The sequence below is a fragment of the Polaribacter filamentus genome, assembly GCF_002943715.1.
In the GTDB taxonomy this organism is placed as follows: domain Bacteria; phylum Bacteroidota; class Bacteroidia; order Flavobacteriales; family Flavobacteriaceae; genus Polaribacter; species Polaribacter filamentus.
Genome location: NZ_MQUA01000013.1, coordinates 866,010 through 889,788, shown reverse-complemented (window position 1 = coordinate 889,788; position 23,779 = coordinate 866,010). Strand labels below are relative to the sequence as shown.

The following is a 23,779-nucleotide window of genomic DNA, read 5'->3' as shown; positions in this document are numbered from 1 at the left end:
AACGACATAATGAAAAAAATTAAGTTTGGTGTGTTAGGGTTAGGAAGTCGTTCTACCCTTTTTTTTATAAAAGAGTTGAACAGACATTACAATCAAAAAACAGGTGGATATAGCACCTGTCCTTTCCTACTATTAAATACCAATTTTGATACAATCAATTCGCTTTTACCTCACACATCGCAGGAATTAGACAACCTTATACAAAAGCGTTTAAATGAATTAGAACAAATGGATATCATACATATGTTGATACCAAACATTACGCTGCATGAAACCATTGACCGTTTAGTGATTGAGAAAAGTGTTATTCATCCCATTCATTTAGCGGTCTCAAAAATCAAACAACACAATTGGAATAAAATCGTATTATTTGGGTCCTTATACACGATGAAATCAGACTATATTTCTTCCATTTTTAATGCCAATGGAATAGAAATAGAACTTCCAACACAAAAAGATATGCTGCTCATAGATGAAGTTCGAAAACAAATTTATGCAAATAAAGAAACAGATGAATTAATTACAAAATTTTATTTACTGATAAAAAAATATACAGAGAAAAACCCAGTTGTATTGGCTTGCACAGAGTTATCTATTTTTAATCCTATAAATAACAAAAACCTTTTAGATATGGCACAGGTACAAATAGTTGAAGCGGTTAAAACAGTTTAATGAGTTATTAAATAATAAAAACATTAAAATAACCATAACTTCAGCAAGCAAAAAATTAGGTGCTTCAATTGCACAACATTTAATTCAAGAAATTGGAAATGAAAATGTAATAGGAATTGCACGTACTCCTGAACGAGCGCAAGACTTAGGCTTAGAAATAAGAAGAGGCGATTATAATAGTCGTAAAGATTTTGATTTGGCATTGCAAGACATAGATAGAGTATTGTAAGTTTCTGGTATGGACGAACCACCAAAAAGAAGGCGAAATAAAAAACTGTGTGGGCGAATGAAAATGTACTTATACTAGTCGTCAATAAGTAGAGTGCGCTTACACTAAAATGTTGGTGGAAGAAAAACATAACGAACAAACTTATAATTTAGTCGGTGAAGCAGTTACTAAGCACAACATCCTGTGTAATTAATTGCTAAGCTATGAAGGCCAATTTTTAAATTTGACGCATTTAGGAATAGAACGTTAAAGTTTAAGCCGCATCAGAAAAAAATCTTTAAATAAACAATCTCGGGGCAAGCGCACAAGGTATGCTTTCAAAAAAATATTATGATTTTGAGGCAAGGATTGAGGCATTAAACCTTCGACTAGGAATTAAACTACTGCTATCTTATTTGGATTTGTGCACAATTTTAGCTAACTTTAGAACATATGGATAAAACAATAGAAAAAGCATTAAAACTAGCAGAAAAATTACAAAGCAACAAAACAACTAACGCAAAAAACCCTTTTGCAGACCGGCTTAAAATTATTATTGAGGTTCCTGAGTCCAAACATTTTTTAATGAAAATGATGGATGTTTCCTTCCGGTCAAAAAATTACAAAAGAATTGCCGATCATGTAATTCATTTGCTAAAAACACATAAAAATTATGAGCCTTTATTTACTACTATAGAGAACCTATTATTAAAGACTTTTACCGTAGTTGGTAAAATAGCACCTTCTTTTAGTGTGCCTATTATGCTAAAAAAAATTCAAACTACTTCAAGCGATGTTGTGTTTTTTATCAATAGCAACAAATTTAAAAAACACGCTCAATCAAGAAAAGAACAAAAAATTACTTTAAATATAAATCTTATTGGTGAAGCATTGATTGGTGAAGATGAAGCACAAAAAAGAATTTTGGGTTATTTGACGCTATTAAATAGAAAAGATGTGAATTACATTTCTATTAAAATTTCTACCATCCTTTCTCAAATTTCTTCGTTAGCACACGAAGACACCGTTGATAAACTATCTACCAGATTAGCCATGTTTTATGATGAAATCTTAAAGATTGAAAAAGAAACAGGGGTTCAGAAATTTGTAAACCTAGATATGGAGGAATATAAAGATTTAGAAATTACATTTGATGTGTTTATTAAAACCTTATCCTTACCAGCATACAAAAACATTAGAGCAGGAATTGTTTTACAAGCTTACATTCCAGAAATGATTCACTATTATCGTAAATTATATGCTTGGGCAAATAAAAGAGTGAATAACGGAGGTTCTTCAATAAAGGTAAGATTGGTTAAAGGTGCCAATATGGAAATGGAGATGACAGAAGCTTCTATTGAAGATTGGCCATTAGCAACCTACAACTCTAAACTAGAAACGGATGCCAATTACAAGAAAATATTAACGGAAATGCTTACACCACAATCTGCAAGGGTAGTGCATGTTGGAGTGGCATCTCATAATATTTTCGATATTTCTTTTGCATTACAATTGGTTAAACAAAATCAACTAGAAGACTGTGTTGATTTTGAAATGTTAGAAGGTATGGCCAACCAAACCGTAGATAATTTATTGGCAGAAAAAGTTAACTTATTATTATACACGCCAACTGTAAAAGAAAACCAATACAATGCTGCCATTGCTTATTTAGTTAGAAGATTGGATGAAGGCACGCAAGCAGGAAACTTTTTAAAAGAAGGCTACGATTTACAAGTAGGTTCTGAAAAATGGGATATTTTAAAAGACGAGTTTTTAAAATCTATTTCTTTAATGAAAGACTTAGATACATTTCCTAATAGAAAACAGGATAGAAACAATGAAGTCCCTGAAATTATGGAAGAATTCCACAATGTACCGAATACGGATTGGAACTTGCCGCAAAACATTGCCTGGGCCCATAAAATTAAAACGGATTGGGAAACTCCTGAAAATATTATAGGAACTACTATTCCTGTTGTTGGAGAATTAGATAATATCGAAAGATACACCATAAAAGTAAATAATTGGTCTGGTACACCACCTTGGGATTATGAAATGGCTGTTAAAGAAGATTATCAAAAAGCAGTCGATAGCACAACTGAGTGGCAAAATTTTGATGCAGAAAAAAGAGCACATCTATTAAAAAGAGCCGCTGTAGAGATTGAAAAAAGTAGAGCTAATTTAATTGGAGTTGGAGTTGCAGAACTTGGTAAAACAGTAAAAGAGGTAGATGTTGAAGTTTCTGAAGCGATTGATTTTGCTAATTTTTATGCAGAGAGCAGTTTAGAGATAGCGAAAGAATTTACGAGTGATGACATAGGTATTAATTTGGTCTTGTCTCCTTGGAACTTTCCTATTGCCATTCCTATTGGTGGCGTTTTAGCGTCTTTAGCCGCAGGAAAAAAAGTGATTTTAAAACCATCTACCAATGCATCTGCTTGTGCTTATTTAACCTGTAAATGTTTATGGGAAGCAGGAATCCCTAAAGATGCTTTGTACTTTTTACCTTGTGAAGAAGCTATTCTTGATGATTTTTTAAGTTCAGGTAATGTTTTTGATGCTGTCATTTTAACAGGAGGTACAGAAACGGCTCTTTTCTTATTAGAAAGAAATCCTCAATTGAATTTATATGCTGAAACAGGAGGGAAAAATGCCACCATTGTAACAAGTTTGGCAGACAAAGAACAGGCTGCCTTAAATATTGTACAATCTTCTTTTGGTAATGCAGGTCAAAAATGTTCTGCTACTTCTTTGTTAATATTAACCGAAGATGTTTTCAACAACAACGAATTTAAAGCCTTATTAAAAGATGCTACAAAAAGTAAAGTTTTTGGAAACCCTTGGGATTACGCCACAGAGATTGGTCCTTTAGCTGTGCAGCTGTCAGAAAAACTAAAACATGTCATTCAGAACACTCCAGACCATCAATGGTTGGTAAAACCAAAGTTAAACGGTAATCACATGTTAACGCCTGGAATTATTTGGGATGTAACTACAGCCGATTACCCGTATCAAAATGAATTATTTGGACCCATTTTATGCGTTGTAAAAGCCAAAGACTTAAAAGATGCTGTTCGTATTGCAAACAATGTTGATTATGGCCTAACCACTGGTTTAGAGTCTTTAGACGATAACGAAATTGAGTATTGGAACACACATATAGAAGCAGGTAATAAATACGTAAACAGATCTACCACAGGAGCTATTGTACAAAGACAACCTTTTGGAGGCATTAAAGCTTCCTGTTTTGGTTTTGGAATGAAGGCTGGTGGAATTAATTATGTACTTCAATTTACCAACATTAAATCTAAAACCACGGATTGGAAAGAAGACTATCAAAAATGGTACGATGAATTGTTTAGTAAAAAAATAGATTATGTAAATCGACGTGGGCAATCTAACATTTGTAGCTACAATACCTACAAAGAAATTTTACTTTTATATGATGTACATACACCTCAAAAACATATTGACAAGGTAGAATATATCGCTGAATTCTTAAACATTCCGTTAATTAAAGATACTTGTGGTAATGCATTAAAGCATTATCCTAAAGACTTTACTTGTGTTAGAGCTTTGGGTGTTTTGTCGGATCACTTTTTAATTAGATGTCATCAAAGTGCAATTCACGTTTACAATTACGAACCTAGAAATAGTGGCCGTATTGAATTGCTAAATTATTTAATTGAACAAAGTTATTCTCACAACTATCACCGGTATGGCAATTTAATGGGAGTTGAGTACAACCCAGATGAGAAACCTAAATTTTATTAAATCTAAAAAGAGGTACATAATTTTTGATAATCAATGATAAAATTCTTTAGACAAATTCGTCAAAATTGACTTATGTAAAACAAAACTAGAAGGTGTTTTACATATGCTATTGGCGAAATTGCTCTGTTGGTTGTAAGAATTTTAATAGTATTATGGTTGAATGATCTAAATTTTAAAAACCAACAAAGAATTGAAGAAATCAATTCACTTAAAGGACTTAAAAAAGATTTTCAAGCAGACATTATTGATTTTAAATCAAATATTTGGGCTTACAAGAATATTAGTTGGTCAGTTGATTTTGTATTAAAGAGACTAAAAAGTTCAGCTGTTTATAATGACTCAATAGATTCTTATTTTTCAGGCACTGTAAGATGGCCCCGTTCAATCATCAACCAAAATTTATTCGATGTTTTAAAATATAAAGGTTTGGATCTTATTTCTAATGATTCGCTAAGAAATAAAATTTTAACTTTTCATGGTCAAGTTTACACCTCTATTAAAACATAGAAAGACCAATTTAATGGATATATTTCGATGAAATAGTAAAAAGATATGATAAAGTTGAGCCTTAGACATATGGTAAAGATCATAAATTTCAGTTTGGCGTTATGAAACCAATTAATTATAATGCTCTTAAAACAGACACTTTATATTTGTCTTTGCTTCGAACTATGAAAAGAGACGCAGAATACCTTTTGTATGGTTATTATGCTACCATACTTAAAGATTTAGAAAACCTATTGATTAATATTGATAATGAATTGGCAAATCTAGAATAATATACTAAATATTATAGTTAAGGAATTGCCTATTATGATATTAAATTAGAAAACGAAAGCACAATACCGTGTATAATTAATTGCTTTGGCAAGTGATTATTTGAGAAATTCCTTCGTAATTTTCTTGGGTTCGTATTTGTTTACAAAATTAGTTGCTTAACTACGCAACGAACTGTACAATAGGCATTCGCTTCATTATAACCAGTAATAAAATTCTTTAGAAAAACACATCAAAACTTATTTTAAAAATGAATAATATAAGATTGTATGAATTTTTCTTGTAATAATAAAAAATAATTATCTTCGCTATTTTATTCAATTAATTACTAACTTAAAGACAGGATGTTTAATAGTACTAATAGTTATTCAAAGTACTTAGTTGCATTTGTGACCTGACTTTTAACAGCCTTTAGTATGACCACCTTTACTACAATTAAAACCATTACACCATTTAATTTTTGATAAATATGCCTTACAAGCATCATCAGTCTGCAATTCTTTTATAAATCTTAGTATATCTTGACCTTCAAATTGTATTCTATCTCTTATATTAAAGAGTATAATAACCGGAAATTAAATGACTAACTCAAAAAAATAATAAGATGCTTCGAAATGATTTTTAGTTTTATTCTTAACTTTTTATACGGGTAAAGTTAGGAATTTAAAACGCTTCTGTTGCATTTCCGTTTTAAGTAAATAGGATATATAACGGGGCCAGTTCTCTAACTTATACTTATTCCACATGAAATATCCGTGAGCGTTTTTTTCAACGGAGAAAATTATTCTACTACTACAAACTCTCCTTGAACGACATTATTGCAGGGTGATAGTTCTTCTTTTTCACATCCTGAAAACAAAAAAAGAGTTACTACTACTCCAATTATTCTGAGACTTTTATTAATTATTATTTTCATAGTTATTTTGATTTTAAAGTTATATTGATAAGCTTTAGTTCTTCTCCTATCGAAACGATATAAGAGTCAATTTCAAGATCGGTGAAAAGAGCCTCTCCATTTGTGATTTTTTTGGCTATAATTGTTTTACCATTACTATTAATTGCTACTGTTGCCCCTTCTTGACTAGAGACTACTTTTATAGCTCCACCTGCATAGCAAACAGCATCTTTTTTATAGAAAACAGTTGGAATACTGATTTGGTTTAAAGTAACCACATAATTGGTCAGAATTGATTCATCTTCAGACAGAACTTCGTATGTTATTGCAGAAGAAAAATTATCTGCAATCTCATTCGATTTTTGTTCAATGTTGTTTTTAAACAATCTCCCCCCCTTACTTAACGTGAATACAGGTTTTAGGTCAGTTAGACTGTAATTATTATATAAGGTAATGTCAACCTTATTACTAGTAATTACTGAGGAGACAGTTTTAATGTCCGCAAAATCAAACATCAGAATTTTGGCCGTGTTATTAAGGGCAGGTTCTGCAATGCTGTAGGATTGAAATAAGTTTCCTTTGTGCTCGTTTAATGCAAAGACAATTTGTTTGGTTACTGTGGTAATTTTATCAGTTGCGCTATCATATAGTTTAAATGATATAGCTTCTCCCTGCGTATTTGAAAATACTGTGAGGTAGGCATAGTAATTTTTTTCACTAGCAACATAAGTGATGCCGCTTATTCCTCGGCAAGAAGAGCCAACAAAAGCTGCGACCTTATCATTTGGATTAATTAATTGTTTTCCGTTTGCATTCAATTTTGCTAGAAAGGTCATCGTATACTGATAGGTATTCTCATTTACAGACCAACTAGGAGTTTGCGCAATTAAGTTATTAGAGAAAAGTAATACCAGTATAAAGCAAAATGCTATTTTTTTCATAAAAAAAAGATTTTATTCCGGAAAAGGATACTTGAAAAATCGCTTTTCCGGAATTATTATTTTAGTTTTTTATTATTTTTTCTATCATTATTTTGCCACCAATATGTAATTTAAGGAGATAAACACCAGAAGGTATCGTAGGACTTATTTTAAATACTGCAGCATCAGAATTGATTTTAAAAGTATCCTCGAATATAATTTGACTAAGCATATTGTAAATTAGTACTTTTGCATCTCCTCTTTCTTTGGTTTCAATTGCAATTTCTAGATCATGATAAAAAGGATTAGGGGATACGCTTATTTTTTCTCCGAATAAATCAATTAGAATAGGATTAGAAATGCTACCTAGGATGGCATCTGTAGAAAAACTGATCGTTTTGCTCGTCGGTTGTGCGCTCTTCCCTTTTCCAACGAAGGCTGTCAGTGTTTCTGGTTGATTACCGTAAATAGTTATAAAAGCCAAATTCGCACCTTCAATATTTTGAGTGGTAGTAATTCCTCTTAATTGGCCAATCTCATTGTAAAAAAAGAGCGTATCAAAACCTTCGGGTATTTTTGCAATTGCACTCATAGTACTAGGAAATTGCGCGAATTGGCTTGACAACACCTCATTTTCTATACGGCTTGCTAGTCCAGTCTTTTGAGTACTCGTTTTTGCACTTGAGCTGTTCAAATATTCTGGATAATTAAATCGTTGAGCTATATTTGTTTTTAGCATATAGCCTTCGCCCGATTTTAAATAGGACAAAGATCCTTTCCACCCAATAGCAGGACTGTATATGGCAAATAAGGATTGGGACTTTATAAAATCACCATCACTAGCATCAAGATTAGCTAAAGCATCCGAAACAGTTACATTTCTTGAAACTACAAAGGGAAGCCAATTCCAATTTTGGTTTAAGTCAAAAAACCATGTATTTAAATCCACAGGAACACCTTTGATGTTTAATTTTTGTGCCACTGACAGTTTTATTTTATACATTTTATTTTTCGAAATACCGCCGCTACTAGATACGGTGCCAGACCATCCATTTCTAGCTGGATTGACAGTATCAAGCTGATAGACATCAAGTAATGCCGGAGCATTTGACTGTATTAAATCCGAAGTATTTAGAGTGAGGGAGTTTGTAAGCGCATTTAAATTCCCGAATCGTGCATCAGTTACGTTAAAAGACGTCCATGTCCAGCCTTGGTTAAAGAAAAGTTGCTGGCCCGTTATTTCGGTATTGTTAAAAATAGCGGGACTGGTATAAGTTCCAATAACTTCATCTGCCAGATAAGGGATCGTTAATTCGCTGTTTAAAGATGCTTCTTTTAATTTTCCCTCGGAAGCATCCCAAATATAAAATGAAATATTTTCTTCGCTAACTTTATTACTATAAACCGTCAGATATACAAAGTATTCCTTAAAACTTGGGTCATATATAACACTTGCTTTTCCGCGAACTTCACCGTTAACCGCAGCCACCACCTTGTCGTATAGATCATCCGTAAAAAAATCACCTAATTTTACTTTTCCGATGATACTCATTGATTGGCTATACCTACTTGGATCAAGTTCCAATATATGTTCTTTCTCCAATACTCTTAGTTCTAGTTGTATTTTCTCATTATAATCATAATCAGTGTCTAGAGATAAAATAGTACTATAATCACCAATTGCCAGATCACGGTCAACTGTTACCGTTAATGTCATGTTAGAGTTAGGCGCAATGGTACCTGAATTTGTGGATGAAGTTAGCCAGTTTGGAAAATCAACGGTGTAAGGTTGCGGTGTTCCGCCTCGATTGATTATGGTAATATCAAATGAGAGGTTTTCATTAGTCCTTTTTATTAAATGCACCACATCAGTATGTCCTTCCACAAACCATTTTACGGGACTTTTATTAATTAGGACGCTCCAGGTAACTGGTGATTCTTGACGATTATCTGCCATGTCATTAAGACTAGCAACCGTAATGTAAGCTACTTTTCCTTCTATTGTTGACCATTTTGTGGGTTGTGGATTTAGTACTATTTGATCACCATTTATTACTGCATTGACAGCAATGGATTCTGTAGGACGGAATTTCTTAATAGCTGGGGTTTCATCAGAAAAAGCAGGTGGTTGACCATTTAATAAAGCATAACTGCTTCTTTTTTGGATAGTGCTAAAGGGATAATAATAGCTAGGCCCATCAGCAGTTGGTTGTTCAGGTTTATTAAATGTGGTGTATAATAGCAATCCCGTACTGTTATAATCGAGTTCGTGGTATCGATCTGCTTTTATTTGATCTGCATTTCGGGCAGTTTCCCAAAAACACAATTCGTCTAGTAAACCCACATAATGTTGGTCTATGCTTAAAGGACTGATTTGACCGCGGGCACCAACGAATATTTTACTGGAATTAAATCCTCCTAAAGCAGTACTTGCAAAAAATGCTACCTGATTTCCATCAATATACAGCATGATAGATCCATTTCTGGTTAAGCTGAATGCAACATGATGCCAGCTGTCATTATTTACTTTAACAGTTCCAAACCGAAATGTTGTTGCTTCTGCTTGTAGTTCCAAGTTACCGTTAGCATTCAGATTTATTGCCCATTTATTTCTATATCCATTACTTTGTATGGAATCAGTGGCATCTCCTTTACCATTAGAAAATAATGTTGCAGGGCCAGTTTGATTGGTTTTCATCCAAAAGGAAAGTGTAGCATCCATTTCTTTAGAAATAATTACCCTTGAAGCGCTATCGAGAGTTAGGTAATTTGTCCCATCAAAATTGTAGGCTGTACCCTTGGGGCTGATGTCCCAATTGGTATTGGCAATAACTAGATGTTTGTTTCGTGCCAAATCATTGGCAATTAACCCATTTCCTTCGTTTATAGGCCAGTATCCTAAAAGATCTGTTTCGTTACCGTTTAAAACGCTATTCATATTCGCTACTGCAGCTTCTCTTGATATACTGCGTTTCCAGAAACGGAGATCGTGAAGATTTCCTTTGAAAGTGTTTCCTCCTAATACGATCGAATTCGAATTGGTGAAGTTTAACTGATTATTAACCGGTTTAATTTCTTTTTCTATGTCATTTTCAATGATTCTCAATTGATTTGCCCTAGCATCATAGGAAAGTGCATAATGGTTGAAATTACCGTCTTTGGTGATTGTTGTGTTAAAGCTCTGACCGCCAATAGTGTATCTTAAATTACTATCTATCAATTCAATTTTAATTCCATTACTTTGGTTTAATAGGGTAGATGTTCCAGAAGGACTTGAGTTTTTTAACCAAAATTCGATACTAAAATCGCCAGATGTAATCGCCGGTTTATTAATGGTGGCGGTATTACTTGCACCATTAAAAGCTAGAGAAACTTCATGCTCAACGGGGCTTTGGCTTTTTTGGACTAAAAATTCAAATCTTGTGACAGTACCATTTGTTTTAACCGGTTCGCTAAATCGTAGTGTTAAATCATCTCCCAAACCTAAAATACCGTTATTTGGTGTTGGTGTGCCAAAAAGTACAGGAGAAGTGAGGTCTACTTTCCCTTCTATAATGTCAGATATAAAGCTAGTTGCATTGTTGCAACTAGTGCGAGCTCTTAGTTCATAACTTCCGTTAGCTAATCCTAATAATGCAATGTCCCATAGATAATTTAATTCGTTAGCTACTATCAATTCTATATTAGTATCTCCTCCGCTAAATGCAGTGTCGTAATCGACTTGAGTTTTATAATAAGTTCTTAAACCAATCCAATTAGGTGTGCCTTTAAATCTATATTCTAAATTAATCTTTTGGAAACTGGCAAAACTAGTATTATAGTCGCCCAGTTTTATATTTAAAGGTCTTGTAATATCTCCATCGTAGGCAGTGTTTCTATTGAGTAGCCAGTTGTTTGATGGTGCCATAATAGCTACTGGAGAACAAGCAGGTACAAAAGTTGCCGATACGAGTACACTATCTGTAACATTTTCATCGCAATCAGATTCTAGAATTACTTTTATGTCTTGGTAGTCAAACTGATCTTGTTTTACTTTCTTAAGTGTCATCGTATACGATACCGGTGCTCCTCCAGCAGGAATAGTTACAAAAGTTCCGTTAGGCTCTATATTGATTGCTGCATTATATGGGTTGGTAGCTTGGTCTACATAAAGTTTGAAAGTTACATCTTTATTAGCAGTGCTTGTATTACGGAGACTAAGTACAAATTCCGCATTTCTACCATCAAATATTCCAGCAACATCTGCTGCTGCTACTGTTATTTCTGGTCTTTCTAAAGCAAGAGTTGCGGCGGTTAAAGCCACACGATTTGCTTCCGGTAGCTCAATAATGCTAACTAATGGATTAGTAGCATTGGGATGTGTTGGGTTATAAAAATAAGACAACTCTTCTCCCTCATAAGGGCATGAAGTTTGCCCCCCTTTAGTAATAAAAATAGGGCCGTTACCATCAAAAGCATTAATTACATCAATACTCAATATGTTATTAGGATCATTGTCTTTTAAGGTATAACTAATGTTTGTAGTTTCTTCACTGTCATCCGAACTTGAACTAGAGATGCCGGCACCAATTGAGGTGTTAGATTCCATCATAACACCAGCACCCCATATTTCTGCACCTAATGTTTGAGCTATAGAAGCATCCATTTGTACTTCATAAGAGAATGAATTGGAGCTAATACGTCCGGTTTGAAAGGCTTTTGTAAATTCTCCAACTCCAGCATCAATGGACATATTTTCAAAAAAGGTTTTATTTAATAAGTCCTTAAGCTGCTGGTCAGAAGCTGATAATATTCTAGTGACTGGATCTCTTAGATTTTCTACTATAGCATTTAATGACGATTTCAACCTGTCTTTGTCGGTAAGTGCTTGATATTTTGCTAATTCATTATTCAAAATCACTTTCCTCCAAAGATTTATGGAAGCGTTGTACTGTAGTTTAGTAAGCACGCCTCCTTGATTTTCAACAAGTGTGCCAGAGTCTATTTGGTCGATGAATTCTAAATATTTTGGGATAATTTCAGTTAAAATGTTTCGTTGAGAATAGATAAATAATGTTTTTTCAGGAGATTCGGTAAAGTAAACTGCACTTCTAAGGTTGGGATATAATGTTTCAGATGATAAACTTTGCCCCTCCATATAGGTTACATCAATAGGAATTGAATTAGCTGTTTTTGAAACAGTCAATTCATTGTAAGTTCCATAAAATTGATTGGCTGAAGTTCCAACGTACAAGTCAGCATCACCACCAATCCAGTCGGGATCATCACTTGTACTTATCGTTTGACTAAAAGAATAAGTATTTGTAACACTTTTTCCATTTGATGAGGATTGGGTAACAGAAGTACCAATACTTGCATCATTGACTGTTTCTTGTATATTAACAGGGCCAGTTAATCCACCTCCTGTAATTAATTGCATCCCTAACGAAACTGTAACGTTTGTCTCAGAACCGCTATTTGCAATGGCTGAGTATTCTTTTGTCAAACTAAAAGTAGATCCTTTCTCTATGGTAGCAGAACTATTAGATCCTGGTGGATCACGTAATACAAAATCAACCAAATCAGGTCCAGCGGTTACAAACGTTTGTGAACCATCTGAAACTCCACCCAATAAAAGCCCTTCATTTTTATAATCTGTTAACGGATAATCAACTCCATTAGATCTGTATATTAAATTAATGGTGCGCTTAAAGCCTGTAGCCTCGTCTGTATTGGGAGTTCCTCCTCTAAAACTATAGGTCAATTTACTTGGGTCTGTAGCAGAAACTGTTATCTTTTCACTGTTTTCTAAAGCCAAATTATTAGTGACAATTAAAGTGCCTCCTTCAACAGGAACCATGTCAATAACAGGTGAAGTAAGACTGGTGTCATAGTTTTTATAGTATTCCTGACCTTGAACTTGAATGCTATAATCGCTAAATTGAGTGTAAATTGGAGGGTTTTGTAGTGCCGATATCGTGTAGGTAATTTTTTCAGAAATTATTGTACGATCATAGGTTTGACTTAAAACTCTTTGCGTAGGGTTTGCGATATGTGTAAATTTCAACACTTCTTGATACGGTTGTCCAATTTTGATGGAATCTCCTTGAGTAAATCTTGGGTATATTAAAGGATTTATGGCTTTAAAATTAATGGTTCTGTCGGCATCTAAAATAGGTCTGTTATCTGGGTTTAGACCGCTAGTAAATGTTAAATCATTTTGAGACAGTATGTAATCTAATGGCAATAGAGCTTTACGGTATTCTCCTGTTTCGCTATCGGTTAAAAATGTAGTTTGATATTCTGGTGTAACACTACTTGCTCCAGTTGGCAAGTGACCAAGGATTAATTTTGCTTGTCCAATATTGTTTTCAGAAGTATAAATTATAGATTGGCTTGCGCCGTTTGTATCTTCATACGAATAGGTTTTTCTTCCATCGTAACCAAAACCAATCTCTTTATCAGCTTGTGCGGTTCCACCCACAACTCTACCAACTACCATCACCTTTGTGTTATCAATAAAGGTAATGTACTCATCACTATCTTCAAAAAAGTCTTTAAAGGTGTTGGTATATGTCATTAGTCCATTTACTAAAGTACTAGCCTTTGCAGGGTATCGTCCTTCAAAATCAAAAGTATGTCCGCTTTTGGCTATGCTAATGGCGTGTCTACCTATAGGTACTTCTATAGTAAATTCGCCATTAATATCCGTTTTAATAGGCTCATTATTGGCGCCAATTACTAGCATATTATCAATGCTTACAAAAGCTCCTGGAACAGGTATTTGCGCATATCTCTGTAGTTGTGTAATTTGCCCTGAAGCATCTCTGTTTGCCCAATATTCTCCTTTTTGATATTTTCGGTTACCCAGAATATAAGCATTATAAGCTTCATCATCCCGAATATCTCCTGTTATTGGAGCATCAGAAGTGGTCGGGAAAACATCTCTACTATCATAAACAGCCCTTCCCTTAAATACAAAAGAAGAATTATCTATAAAGTCTACTTTATTGACTACTGTAGATCCTACGCCTAAAAAGGCCAATTGTTGGTTGGGGTTGAATTTATGCTGCCCTAGTGAAGGTACAATAGTAAAAGAATCGCCATTACCGCTATAAGGTACTGCTGAAATCACATAATTGCCAAACTCATCTGTTACACCTAAAACACCTAATTGACTACTTGTTGGGATATTATTTGCGGCGTTGTCAAATGTTGGTGTTTGTGCAGCAGTTAATAACGAATTGCTCAGTTTAGCATTATTACCATTGAAATTAAAACCGGTACGTGCCAAATCATAAGCGTAATCGCCAATATTTTCGTTAGCACGAATGTAGGTGTTTAAAAAAGCTTCATTACCGTTTAAATAACGACGGTAATCGCGTCGAATTTGAGCAGGAGTTAAAGCAGTTTCCCAAACTCTAAACTCATCTATGTGTTGTGAAATTCCTCCTCCCATTTTAAAATGAGACCATGTTTGAGGTTGCCCAGTTGCTGTAGTATTTAACTTAACGGGTCTATTATTAATGTCAATTCTTAATGGAGGTAATCCTTTTAGGGCAAGAATACTGTTCATTTTATTTTTATAAGCAGCATCAATTAAGCGGCCGTTAATGTAAAAATCTACAGCTTCATTGTCTCTAATTACCGCACTAAAATGAGTAAAAGCAGTGTTCATGTTGTCTATGGGCACTAAAATGTCATTCCCATTATTATCTATTTCGCCACTTGGGTAATAACCAAAAATAGCAATGTATGCGCCTCCTACATTGGTCATTATATATTGGCCTTTATTAGTCCATATGCTAAAAGATAAAGATTCATTAGCATTACTTTCTAATTTGTAGATAACAAGATGTTTGTCCCATGTCGATAAATCTTGTTCTGATTTTACCCATGCTTGTAAAGTGATAGAATCTTTAAGGCTATTGTGTAAACTCGGTACAGAAATGTAACCATTTGCGGGTACTTTTAAAGAACTTCCGAATTTTAATGAGCTACCTGTAGGGTTTGCCACCACTTTTACATCTTTTACCGGAATACCACCAATAAAACTTACATTACCAGTAATAACACCTGTAGGGTTTCTGTAACCTATGCCTGTAATGTAAGTGGTATATAAAATTTCTAAACCATCCACTTCAACCCCTTTTGCCGCTATTTTATAACGATATAATTTGCCACCTTCAATAGTAGTATCTACAAAGATTCCTGCATCTGCGGCTAGTGTTTTTAATGATTTACCCCAATTTGGATTTTGGCTATCTATATCTTCTGTTCTAAAGACCGATATACTCACAATTTTCTCGCGGTTCTGTTTTACATCCCAATTAACCTCAATTCTATCACTAAAATAACCTTTGGATACCGTAAAAGCATCTTCCGAAAAAGTGTTGTATCGATAACGGATGCCCCATGGAAAACCTAAATCTGTGGTATAATTTTGTGTTGGGTTACTGCCATGAGGGGCATTAATTACACCCATGAAGGGCATTCCTACTTGTAAACCTACGCTTTGGATGGTAAATGTTTTATTTACGCCATTTACGGCTTGTGTTAGGGTAAGGTTAAGGTTCTCTTTTTGAGAAGCTGCGGCACCAATTACGGTGGCAACCCCTTTTTGTTCTTGAGCAAATAAATTGCTAAAGCTTACTAATATTAAGCAGAGTAAAATAATATATTTCTTCATTTTGATAATTTATTGGGATAATAAAAAATAGGGTAAAACCTAGTAGAATTATATTTTGATAATATAGTTTACTCCGTAGTTAATGGGACGTGTTTCTGTACCACCAGTTGCAGCTGAGTTGCCGTTTATATTATGGGCATGGGCACCATTGGCACTTGTTGGTAAGGTTTTATTATTAGGGTTTGCATTAGCATCTTTAACCGTACCATTAGTATAAGTGCCTCCATTGCCGTTATAATCATCATTTGTAAAAGCTGTGGTATGGATATGTTCCCCCATAGTATTGGTGTTTAAATTCACTGCATGCAAATGGCTTGCGATAACATCCTGCTGCACTGCTTTTAAAGCTGGCCCAACTTTACCGCTTGCTGCTGTACCTGTGCCACGCAAAAACATTCCATTTAAGTTCGGTGTAGTTGTACCACCTAATAGGGCTTTTAATTTGGCGTTCATAACGTTGTCATTAAAAACAGTTCCGTCACAAAGCAACCATCCGTTTGGTGCTATAGTTCCTATAAAAGGAATGATAGAACCGGTTGGTACTCCGTTTTGAGCAAAAATGGCATACGGAACAGCCTGTAATTTTTCATTAGAGAAAACCACGCTGCCTTTAGCTACTTTTAAATAAGCAGATTGAGTGCTGATTTGGTTATATTGTGATTGGTCAATATCCAAAACATAAGAGAATACCCCAAAATTATCAGTTTTAACATTGGCTGTTCTGGTTACAATTAATTGTTCGCTATTACCTGAACCTAAATAATAAACTGTAAATATCAATGCCAGTTGATCAATATTTGCAATAGCAGCATTTGTTTCATCACGGGCAATTCCTTGAATAGACATTCCTGATGAGATTACATTTGTTTGAGAATTGACATTTGTAGTTGAAAAAATAGCGGTAAAAGCGAAGAGAATTAGATAGATGTTTTTCATGTGAGAAATTAAGTTTAATTTTGTTCAACAAAGAACGAAAAAAAGAAAACAAAAAAACAAAAACCTATCTTAAGGAAACATATATTTGCCACATATTTTGAATATTTGACACATGTTTCTAGATCTATTATCGCTACTCGTCGGTTTTTTATGTCTTTTTATTGCAGTTTTTATGATTTGTAATCCAAGCAAGCATCATAAAACAAATGTCTATTTTATAGTTATTTTATTTGTTGTGGGGTTTCAGCGTTTAATCTATGCCATTGAAGTTTTAGGACTTGTAGAAGAAACTTATAGTCCTTTAAAAAAGGTGTTGTCAATCGGCTTTTATTTTGTTCCGATTTATTATTTATTTTTTAGAAGATTGATTCATCGTAATGCTAAACTTAAAAATGAGTTGTTACATTTTATTTTACCAACCGTTTGGATTTTAAAAAGTATACTGTTTGTTGATTTTAGAATAGGTAGCGTTCTCTTCCTGTTCTACTCGGTCTTTTATTTCGTATTCATTCTTATTATGGTTAAGAATTTTATTTACAGAAAAAGATTCTCTATGCTTGATAAAGTTGAGTATCGGGCAGTCAAGAGTTGGTTGTTTTTGATGGTTAGTTTAGTTTTTTTATCAATAGTCTTTGCGAATTACTTTTTGTTTAGCGAATCAAATTCTCAAATGAATTTAAATTCTGCTTATCGGTGTAGCTCCATATTTTGGTTTGTAATCCTGATGTACATGTTTAAAAACCCAATTATGATATTTGGAGAACACTATTTGTTGAAAAACATACGTTTAAATGAGTCAACAGAATTTTTAGTTTGGAGTAGAAAGCTTTTAAAGCCAATGGAAGAAAAAGACAAAGTAGTTTATAATACTATTGCAAAGAGAATTGATTTCATTATTTCGGATATTCAAATCCTTCAGAAATCTCTGCCTATGTTGACTACGACAACTTTTACCACGAGTACTTTGTCTAAAGAATTAATAATGCCAAAACGTCATTTAGAGTTTGTTTTTAAGTACTATTGTCATTATTCCATTAATGATTTTAGTAATCTGGTAAAGGTTAACTATGCCGTATCACTTATTGATGGAGGTTATCTAGACAATTATACAGTAGCCTCTTTAGGAGAAAAATGTTTGTTTAATTCAAGATTTACGTTTTCGAAAAACTTTAAAAAATTTATAGGGATTTCGGTGATTGATTATAGAAATGGTACTGTTAAATCAAAGCTGTTTTCCGCAAGAGCTGTTGTCTAATGAATTTTAAAAAAGTCGGTAGGAATTGTAATGAAATGGCATGCAATGAGAAATTAAATAATAATAAATAACAAATAACACGATAGCCAATACTGTATGAATTAATTGCTCGTTTTAGCTTACTTACGAAAATCCTCGCGGACTTTCTTGGTTGGTAATTATTTGCTAAATTAGTTGCTTGAAACACGCAACAAACCATATACAACAAAGTTACCCACAATATGAAGAAACCTACTTCCATTCAATAACTTAACGCAACAAATCTAAAAATGAATAATATAAGATTGTATGAATTTTTCTTGTAATAATAAAAAATAATTATATTCGTTATTTTATTCAAGTAATTACTAACTTAAATATAGGATGTTTAATAGTACTAATAGTTATTCAAAGTACTTAGTTGCATTTGTAGCTTTTGCATTTACTTTAATTAAGGGTGTTGACTTTATTGAGCTAAAATTAGGGATAGAAATAAACTACCACCCATATTTTTTATTAGTATTAATCATAACTTTTTTTTTGGTCTTATCTTTGTTAGGAAAAATAAAAAAACCACAAATTTAAATTCAATTGAAAAACCTAAAAAGAAATGGACTTTATATCTTAATATATATGTTACCATAGTTCTGGGAATATTATTTGTATATTATTTTCAAAAAGGACAAACTGATGAGGAATTATTAAACGAAAAACTTCCTGAAATTGTTAATGCTTATGATAATAATGAATTGGGTATCGTCTTTGCCGAAACAAAAAAATTACTAGATGTGGGGAATACAAACCCAGTTATTAGAAGCTATTACGACAAAGTAACCATGCCTGTTTCAATTTTTTCTGAACCAAAAGATGTTGAAGTTTCATTTAAGCAAACAAATGATTCAACGAATCATTGGTATTTTTTTTAGAAAAGACTCCTTTAAACAATATTAGAGTGCCAAATGAGAGACTTGAGTATAAATTTAAAACACAAGAATCTTCTTATACCGAATTTGTACATCCATACAATTTAAGTAACAACCTGAATACTTTTATATTACCAAAACAGGGTGTCCTTATAAAAGATCATGTGATGTTTTTGGGGGCAAAAAGGCGTTAAATTATTCAGGGATTGACCATTTACCTGAAATTAAGATAGGACCATATAGTATGTCGAAGTTTGAAGTAACCAATAAATACTTTAAGTAATTTATTGATTATTAGGGTTATATCATACCAGGATTTTGGGATTTCCCATATAATCTTGGTAGTAAACAATTAACTTTTAAAGAAACTATTAAAACTTTTTTAGATAAATACGGTCAGTTAGGGCCGGTTGATTGGTCTTATGGAAGTTATCAAGTAGGACAAGAAAATTTTCCTGTTACGGGAATTTCATGGTTTGAAGCACGCGCCTATTCAAAATATAAAAAGCTAAGTTTACCCAACCTTTATCAATGGGCTAACGCTGCCAGACTAGGATCGGCTTCATCTTTTGTACCCAATAGTAATTTCTCCAAAAATCAATTAGTAGAGGTAGGATCTATGGATAGCCAAAATGCAAATCTATTATATGACATTGCTGGTAATGCCAGAGAATGGATTATCAATTCTGCTGAAGAAACACACAGTAAAAAGGGTATTCTTGGAGGGGGCTTTAAAGACGACCCTTACTACTTTAATGATTACTTTGGGCAAAATGTATTAGATAGGAGTGAATCAAATGGCATGAGGCTCGTGAAAAATTTAGAAAATTATTCTATAATTAATTTTTCGACAGAGTCAGTTATTTCTATTGCTACGCGAGATTTCATGAACGAAGCAACTGTTTCTGATGATGTTTTTGAAATATTTAAAGAACAATTTAACTATGCTGATAAACCCTTAAATGCAAAAGTAACAACTGAAAAAATAAGTTCTGAAACAATTAAAGCTGATCGCTATGAAATAACTTCACCTTACGAAAAAAACGGTATGTTGCCTGGCTATATTTTTTATGATAGCGCATACACTAAACCCTTAAAACCGATCATTTTCTTCCCTGGTTCAAACGCGATACATCTTACAAATGTAGATTATATGATTAAGGAGAATTTAAATAATTTTAGGTATTTAGTGAGTGAAGGGTATGCATTGTTTTTACCAATTTACTTGAGCACATATGAACGGGTAGACGAATTAAAAAGTGATTATCCAAATGAATCGAACTCCTACAAAGAACATGTGATTAAATGGGGACAAGAGTATAAGCGCACTATTGATTATATTGTTACTAGAAAAGATATGGATTCATCTAATCTAACCTATTTTGGTCTTAGTTGGGGAGGATATATGGCTAATACATTATTAGCTATTGATGATCGGGTGAAAAGTACTACATTATATCTCGCTGGTTTATCTTTTCAAAAAAATAAAAAGGAAGTAGAGGCTTATCACTACACTCCAAGCATCACTATGCCTATTTTAATGCTTAATGGTGAGTTTGATCAATTTTTTCCGCTTGAAACATCTCAAATTCCAATGTTTAAATTATTAGAGACAAAAGACGAAGATGAAAAATATTATGTTTCGAAAACTGGACATTATGTGCCTAAACATATATTAATTAAAAAACACTTGGCATGGTTAAAAAAACACGAGAATTAACCAAAGCACAACAAAGAACTGAGTTAAAAAACAAACAATTTATCCGTTAAATTTATATAGTAATTCTCTAACATTGTTAAAGTAGAATAAATCTCCTTTGTTTGTTTTATTGCCAATACAACCAGCTATACTTACCACTATCTATTTTTTAACCCCTAGCCTATTTTAATACTCAAAATTTTAACCAAAAAAAGGTTAATTTATTTTAAGACAATACAAATAGTTCTTAAAAATCTTTTTGATACTTTGTAAAAAAGTGAGTACATTAATATATTGTTTAAAAATTGCTAATCACATACATAGATACTACAACTAAAAAGTACTGTTATCTCTTCTTTTTAAGGTGTTATAGGTTGTTTTAGAGAGTATACGACTAGTTGTGCTTAATTATGAAAAACTGCTAACCAATGATAAAATTCTTTAGAAATAAACGATACGACCTTATGGAGAATAACAAAACAGGCAAGTATTTTAAATATGCAATTGGTGAGGTTATACTTGTAGTTATTGGAATTCTCATTGCATTACAGATAAACAATGCTAATGAACATCTTAAATCAGAGAATATAAAACAAAATTATTACATTCAAATAGCTGCAGACCTTGACAAGGAAGTAGAAAACATTAATGACCGAGTAATTTTTTAGATACTTGCATCACTACTTCAGATCGATATTTTGAGACCGTAGAAACATCTAATTTAGCTCCTAATAAATTAGTAAAAGAGCTTTCTAAAGTTGATCTAAGTTTTCGCTACTTGGCTTTTAATACCAATACGATTCAAACATTAGAGTCTACAGGAGACATGAAATTAATGCCCGCAAAAATTCGTAATTCATTCATAAAACTTAAACGAAATCAGGAACGAACTTTTAGAGTTGCGGAAGGGAATTATGAAATTTTTTTGAATGCTTTAGTAAAAGGAGAACAATTAGGTTTTAAAAGAATACTTAATAGAAAAACATCACTAGGTGTTGAAAATAATATTCCTGAAATTATTTTAACCATTGAAGGAGGACTTATTATAAAAAATTTCACATATAAGATAATGAAAGATTCGCTCTTGGAAATGTTAAATAAAATAAACAAAATAAAAGAACTGATTGCTCTAGATTTACAATATGAATAATAAAAACAGGACAAATTACAAAGAAAAAAAAAGTTTTTTTGGGGTGAAATTGTTGCTCGTAAATTAATTAACGAGGTGCCACTAAAAGTTTTATACTTTCAAAGACACACGGACCTAATATTAAGGGTTACCTTTGTTATAACGAACCAAGAAAATAATGATCAAATTCGTTAGATGATCGAAACTTAATTTTATAAAACAACATCAAATATCTACTAGATATTTACTTGAAATAGGCCATAGCGGAAAAAACAGCAACCAAAAATATGATTAGTATTTTTAGAAAAAAACGTCAGGATCTTATGGAAAAAAACTCACTTGTCAAACAGGCAGATAACACTGGTAAGTATTTAAAATATGCAATTGGAGAAATTGCTCTTGTGGTAATTGGAATTTTGATCGCTTTGTCGATAAATAACTGGAATGAATCAAGAAAAGATCAGCTTTTAGAAATAGATATTTTAAAAGAAATAAGAAATGCATTAAAAGATGATTTAAAAGATGCACAAGACAATTTAAGCGTTCATAGAGAAAAATTAACGAGTCAAAATATAGTTATTGATTGGATGGAAAATGATCAACACTTTGCAGATTCCCTCTCTCTTCATTTTGAGACAATTGAATATGGTACTTTTTTTGAATTCTACGAAGGGCCATATAAAACATTGAATCAAACAGGAATGCGCATTATTAAAAATGATTCACTACGAAATCAAATTTCCAAATTATATGACCAAGTCTATGAAAGTTACAATGTGTTTAATAGGGCGTATTCTCAAAGAATTGATGAAAATAAAAAATTAAATCCAATATATTTTAATGAGTGGTCAAACAATGAGGGCAAAATGGAACCATTAAACAGTGCTAATTTAAAATTAGACAACCGGTATCTCTATCTTTTAAAATCAAGCAAAAATTTTAATAGTGTTTTAGTGTCTATAAAAATTCCACAGGTTATTTCAGAAATAAATACTACCATGCAAATGATTAACAATGAATTGGAGGCGAGAAATTAATACCGAAAACACCAAAAAGAACTGAGTTAAAAAACAAACAATTTCTTCGTTAAATTTAGACAGTTATTCTCTGGCATTGTTAAAGTGGCGCACAGCTACTTTGGTTAATTTAGTTAAAATACAACCAGCTATACTTAGTACTATCTGTTTTTTAACCCTAGCCCATTTTTATGCTGAAACTTTTAACCAAAAAAAAGTTAATTTATTATAGGATAAGACACCTTCGTTCTTAAAAATCCTTTTGATATTTTCTAAAAAAGTGACTATATTAGCACTCTATTTAAAAATTACTGATCATATACATAGATATTACAACTAAAAAATATTGTTATCTCTTCTTTTTGAAGTATTGTTGGTTGTATTAGATAGTATATGACTGGTTGTGACTCATTATAACGAACCAATAAAAAATGATAAAATTCTTTAGAAAAAAACGATACGACCTTATGGAGAATATAAAACAGGCAAGTACCTCAAGTATGCAATTGGTGAGATTATACTTGTTGTAATTGGAATTTTGATTGCACTTTGGATAAATGATAAAAACCAAGAGTACACTAATGTTAAAATAGCAAGAACGTATTTAGTGGACTTTAAAAGAGATCTCGAAGTAGATATTAATACCCTCGATGACATGATATTTGCGAATGAATGGAGGATACGGGGCGCTGATTCCATTTTCATAGTGTCAAAGAAAGAAAGAAAGAAAGAAAGAAAGAAAGAAAGATTGTCAAAGAAAGAGACGGATCTCTTTCCTGATTGGTTAGGTCGTTTGACAAGTGAAACTTATTACATTGCTCAAAAAACAACGATTCGACAGTTAGAAACGTTTAACAGCAGTCGTTTGATAATATCTAAAACATTGAAAGATCAATTATTTTCTTATTAAACAGATAACGTTACAAAT

At 32.7% G+C, this 23,779-nt stretch carries 13 protein-coding genes and 1 pseudogene; 10 read left to right on the top strand and 4 right to left on the bottom strand.

Annotated elements, in window-relative coordinates; translation table 11 throughout:
• The first annotated feature begins 9 nt into the window (after positions 1 to 9).
• The 4 genes from BST83_RS06140 to BST83_RS06125 all read left to right on the top strand — a co-directional run bounded on the left by BST83_RS06140 (position 10) and on the right by BST83_RS06125 (position 5,161).
• A complete protein-coding gene (locus BST83_RS06140) occupies positions 10 to 672 on the top strand; it encodes an aspartate/glutamate racemase family protein (protein WP_104809025.1) in 663 nt (220 codons plus the stop codon).
• Complete coding sequence (locus tag BST83_RS06135) at positions 650 to 901, top strand: SDR family oxidoreductase (protein WP_104809024.1); 252 nt, start codon at positions 650 to 652, stop codon at positions 899 to 901. Before BST83_RS06140 ends, BST83_RS06135 begins: the two co-directional genes overlap by 23 nt.
• Before the next feature lie 432 nt (positions 902 to 1,333).
• Positions 1,334 to 4,654, top strand: a complete 3,321-nt coding sequence (locus tag BST83_RS06130) for a proline dehydrogenase family protein (protein ID WP_104809023.1) — start codon at positions 1,334 to 1,336, stop codon at positions 4,652 to 4,654.
• A 156-nt stretch (positions 4,655 to 4,810) separates the two neighbouring features.
• A complete protein-coding gene (locus BST83_RS06125) occupies positions 4,811 to 5,161 on the top strand; it encodes a hypothetical protein (RefSeq protein WP_205853561.1) in 351 nt (116 codons plus the stop codon).
• A gap of 674 nt (positions 5,162 to 5,835) precedes the next feature.
• Here the strand turns inward: BST83_RS06125 and BST83_RS06120 are convergent.
• The 4 genes and pseudogenes from BST83_RS06120 to BST83_RS06105 all read right to left on the bottom strand — a co-directional run.
• Positions 5,836 to 5,970: pseudogene (locus BST83_RS06120) on the bottom strand (IS1595 family transposase); the annotation flags it as partial.
• A gap of 379 nt (positions 5,971 to 6,349) precedes the next feature.
• On the bottom strand, positions 6,350 to 7,267 hold the full coding sequence (locus BST83_RS06115; RefSeq protein WP_104808041.1) for an SGBP N-terminal domain-containing protein: 918 nt from the start codon (positions 7,265 to 7,267) through the stop codon (positions 6,350 to 6,352).
• A 61-nt stretch (positions 7,268 to 7,328) separates the two neighbouring features.
• Entirely contained in the window at positions 7,329 to 15,914 is an 8,586-nt protein-coding gene (locus BST83_RS06110; protein WP_104809021.1) for a LamG-like jellyroll fold domain-containing protein, read from the bottom strand.
• Between the two features lie 48 nt (positions 15,915 to 15,962).
• Positions 15,963 to 16,850 carry a tail fiber protein gene (locus BST83_RS06105; protein ID WP_104809020.1) on the bottom strand — a complete coding sequence of 296 codons (888 nt, stop codon included), beginning with the start codon at positions 16,848 to 16,850 and terminating at the stop codon, positions 15,963 to 15,965.
• A gap of 748 nt (positions 16,851 to 17,598) precedes the next feature.
• Here BST83_RS06105 and BST83_RS20125 point away from each other — a divergent pair.
• From BST83_RS20125 to BST83_RS19820, 6 genes are all read left to right on the top strand, one after another.
• Complete coding sequence (locus BST83_RS20125) at positions 17,599 to 18,105, top strand: helix-turn-helix domain-containing protein (protein ID WP_146092121.1); 507 nt, start codon at positions 17,599 to 17,601, stop codon at positions 18,103 to 18,105.
• Between the two features lie 1,206 nt (positions 18,106 to 19,311).
• Positions 19,312 to 20,727, top strand: a complete 1,416-nt coding sequence (locus tag BST83_RS06085) for an SUMF1/EgtB/PvdO family nonheme iron enzyme (protein ID WP_104809016.1) — start codon at positions 19,312 to 19,314, stop codon at positions 20,725 to 20,727.
• A 443-nt stretch (positions 20,728 to 21,170) separates the two neighbouring features.
• A complete protein-coding gene (locus BST83_RS06080; protein ID WP_146092119.1) occupies positions 21,171 to 21,374 on the top strand; it encodes a hypothetical protein in 204 nt (67 codons plus the stop codon).
• A 110-nt stretch (positions 21,375 to 21,484) separates the two neighbouring features.
• A complete protein-coding gene (locus BST83_RS06075) occupies positions 21,485 to 21,856 on the top strand; it encodes a hypothetical protein (protein ID WP_104809014.1) in 372 nt (123 codons plus the stop codon).
• A 266-nt stretch (positions 21,857 to 22,122) separates the two neighbouring features.
• A complete protein-coding gene (locus tag BST83_RS06070; protein WP_104809013.1) occupies positions 22,123 to 22,872 on the top strand; it encodes a DUF6090 family protein in 750 nt (249 codons plus the stop codon).
• 517 nt (positions 22,873 to 23,389) lie between these two features.
• Positions 23,390 to 23,761: a hypothetical protein gene (locus tag BST83_RS19820; RefSeq protein ID WP_170062716.1), complete on the top strand. Its 372-nt coding sequence runs from the start codon at positions 23,390 to 23,392 to the stop codon at positions 23,759 to 23,761.
• Positions 23,762 to 23,779 lie beyond the last annotated feature (18 nt).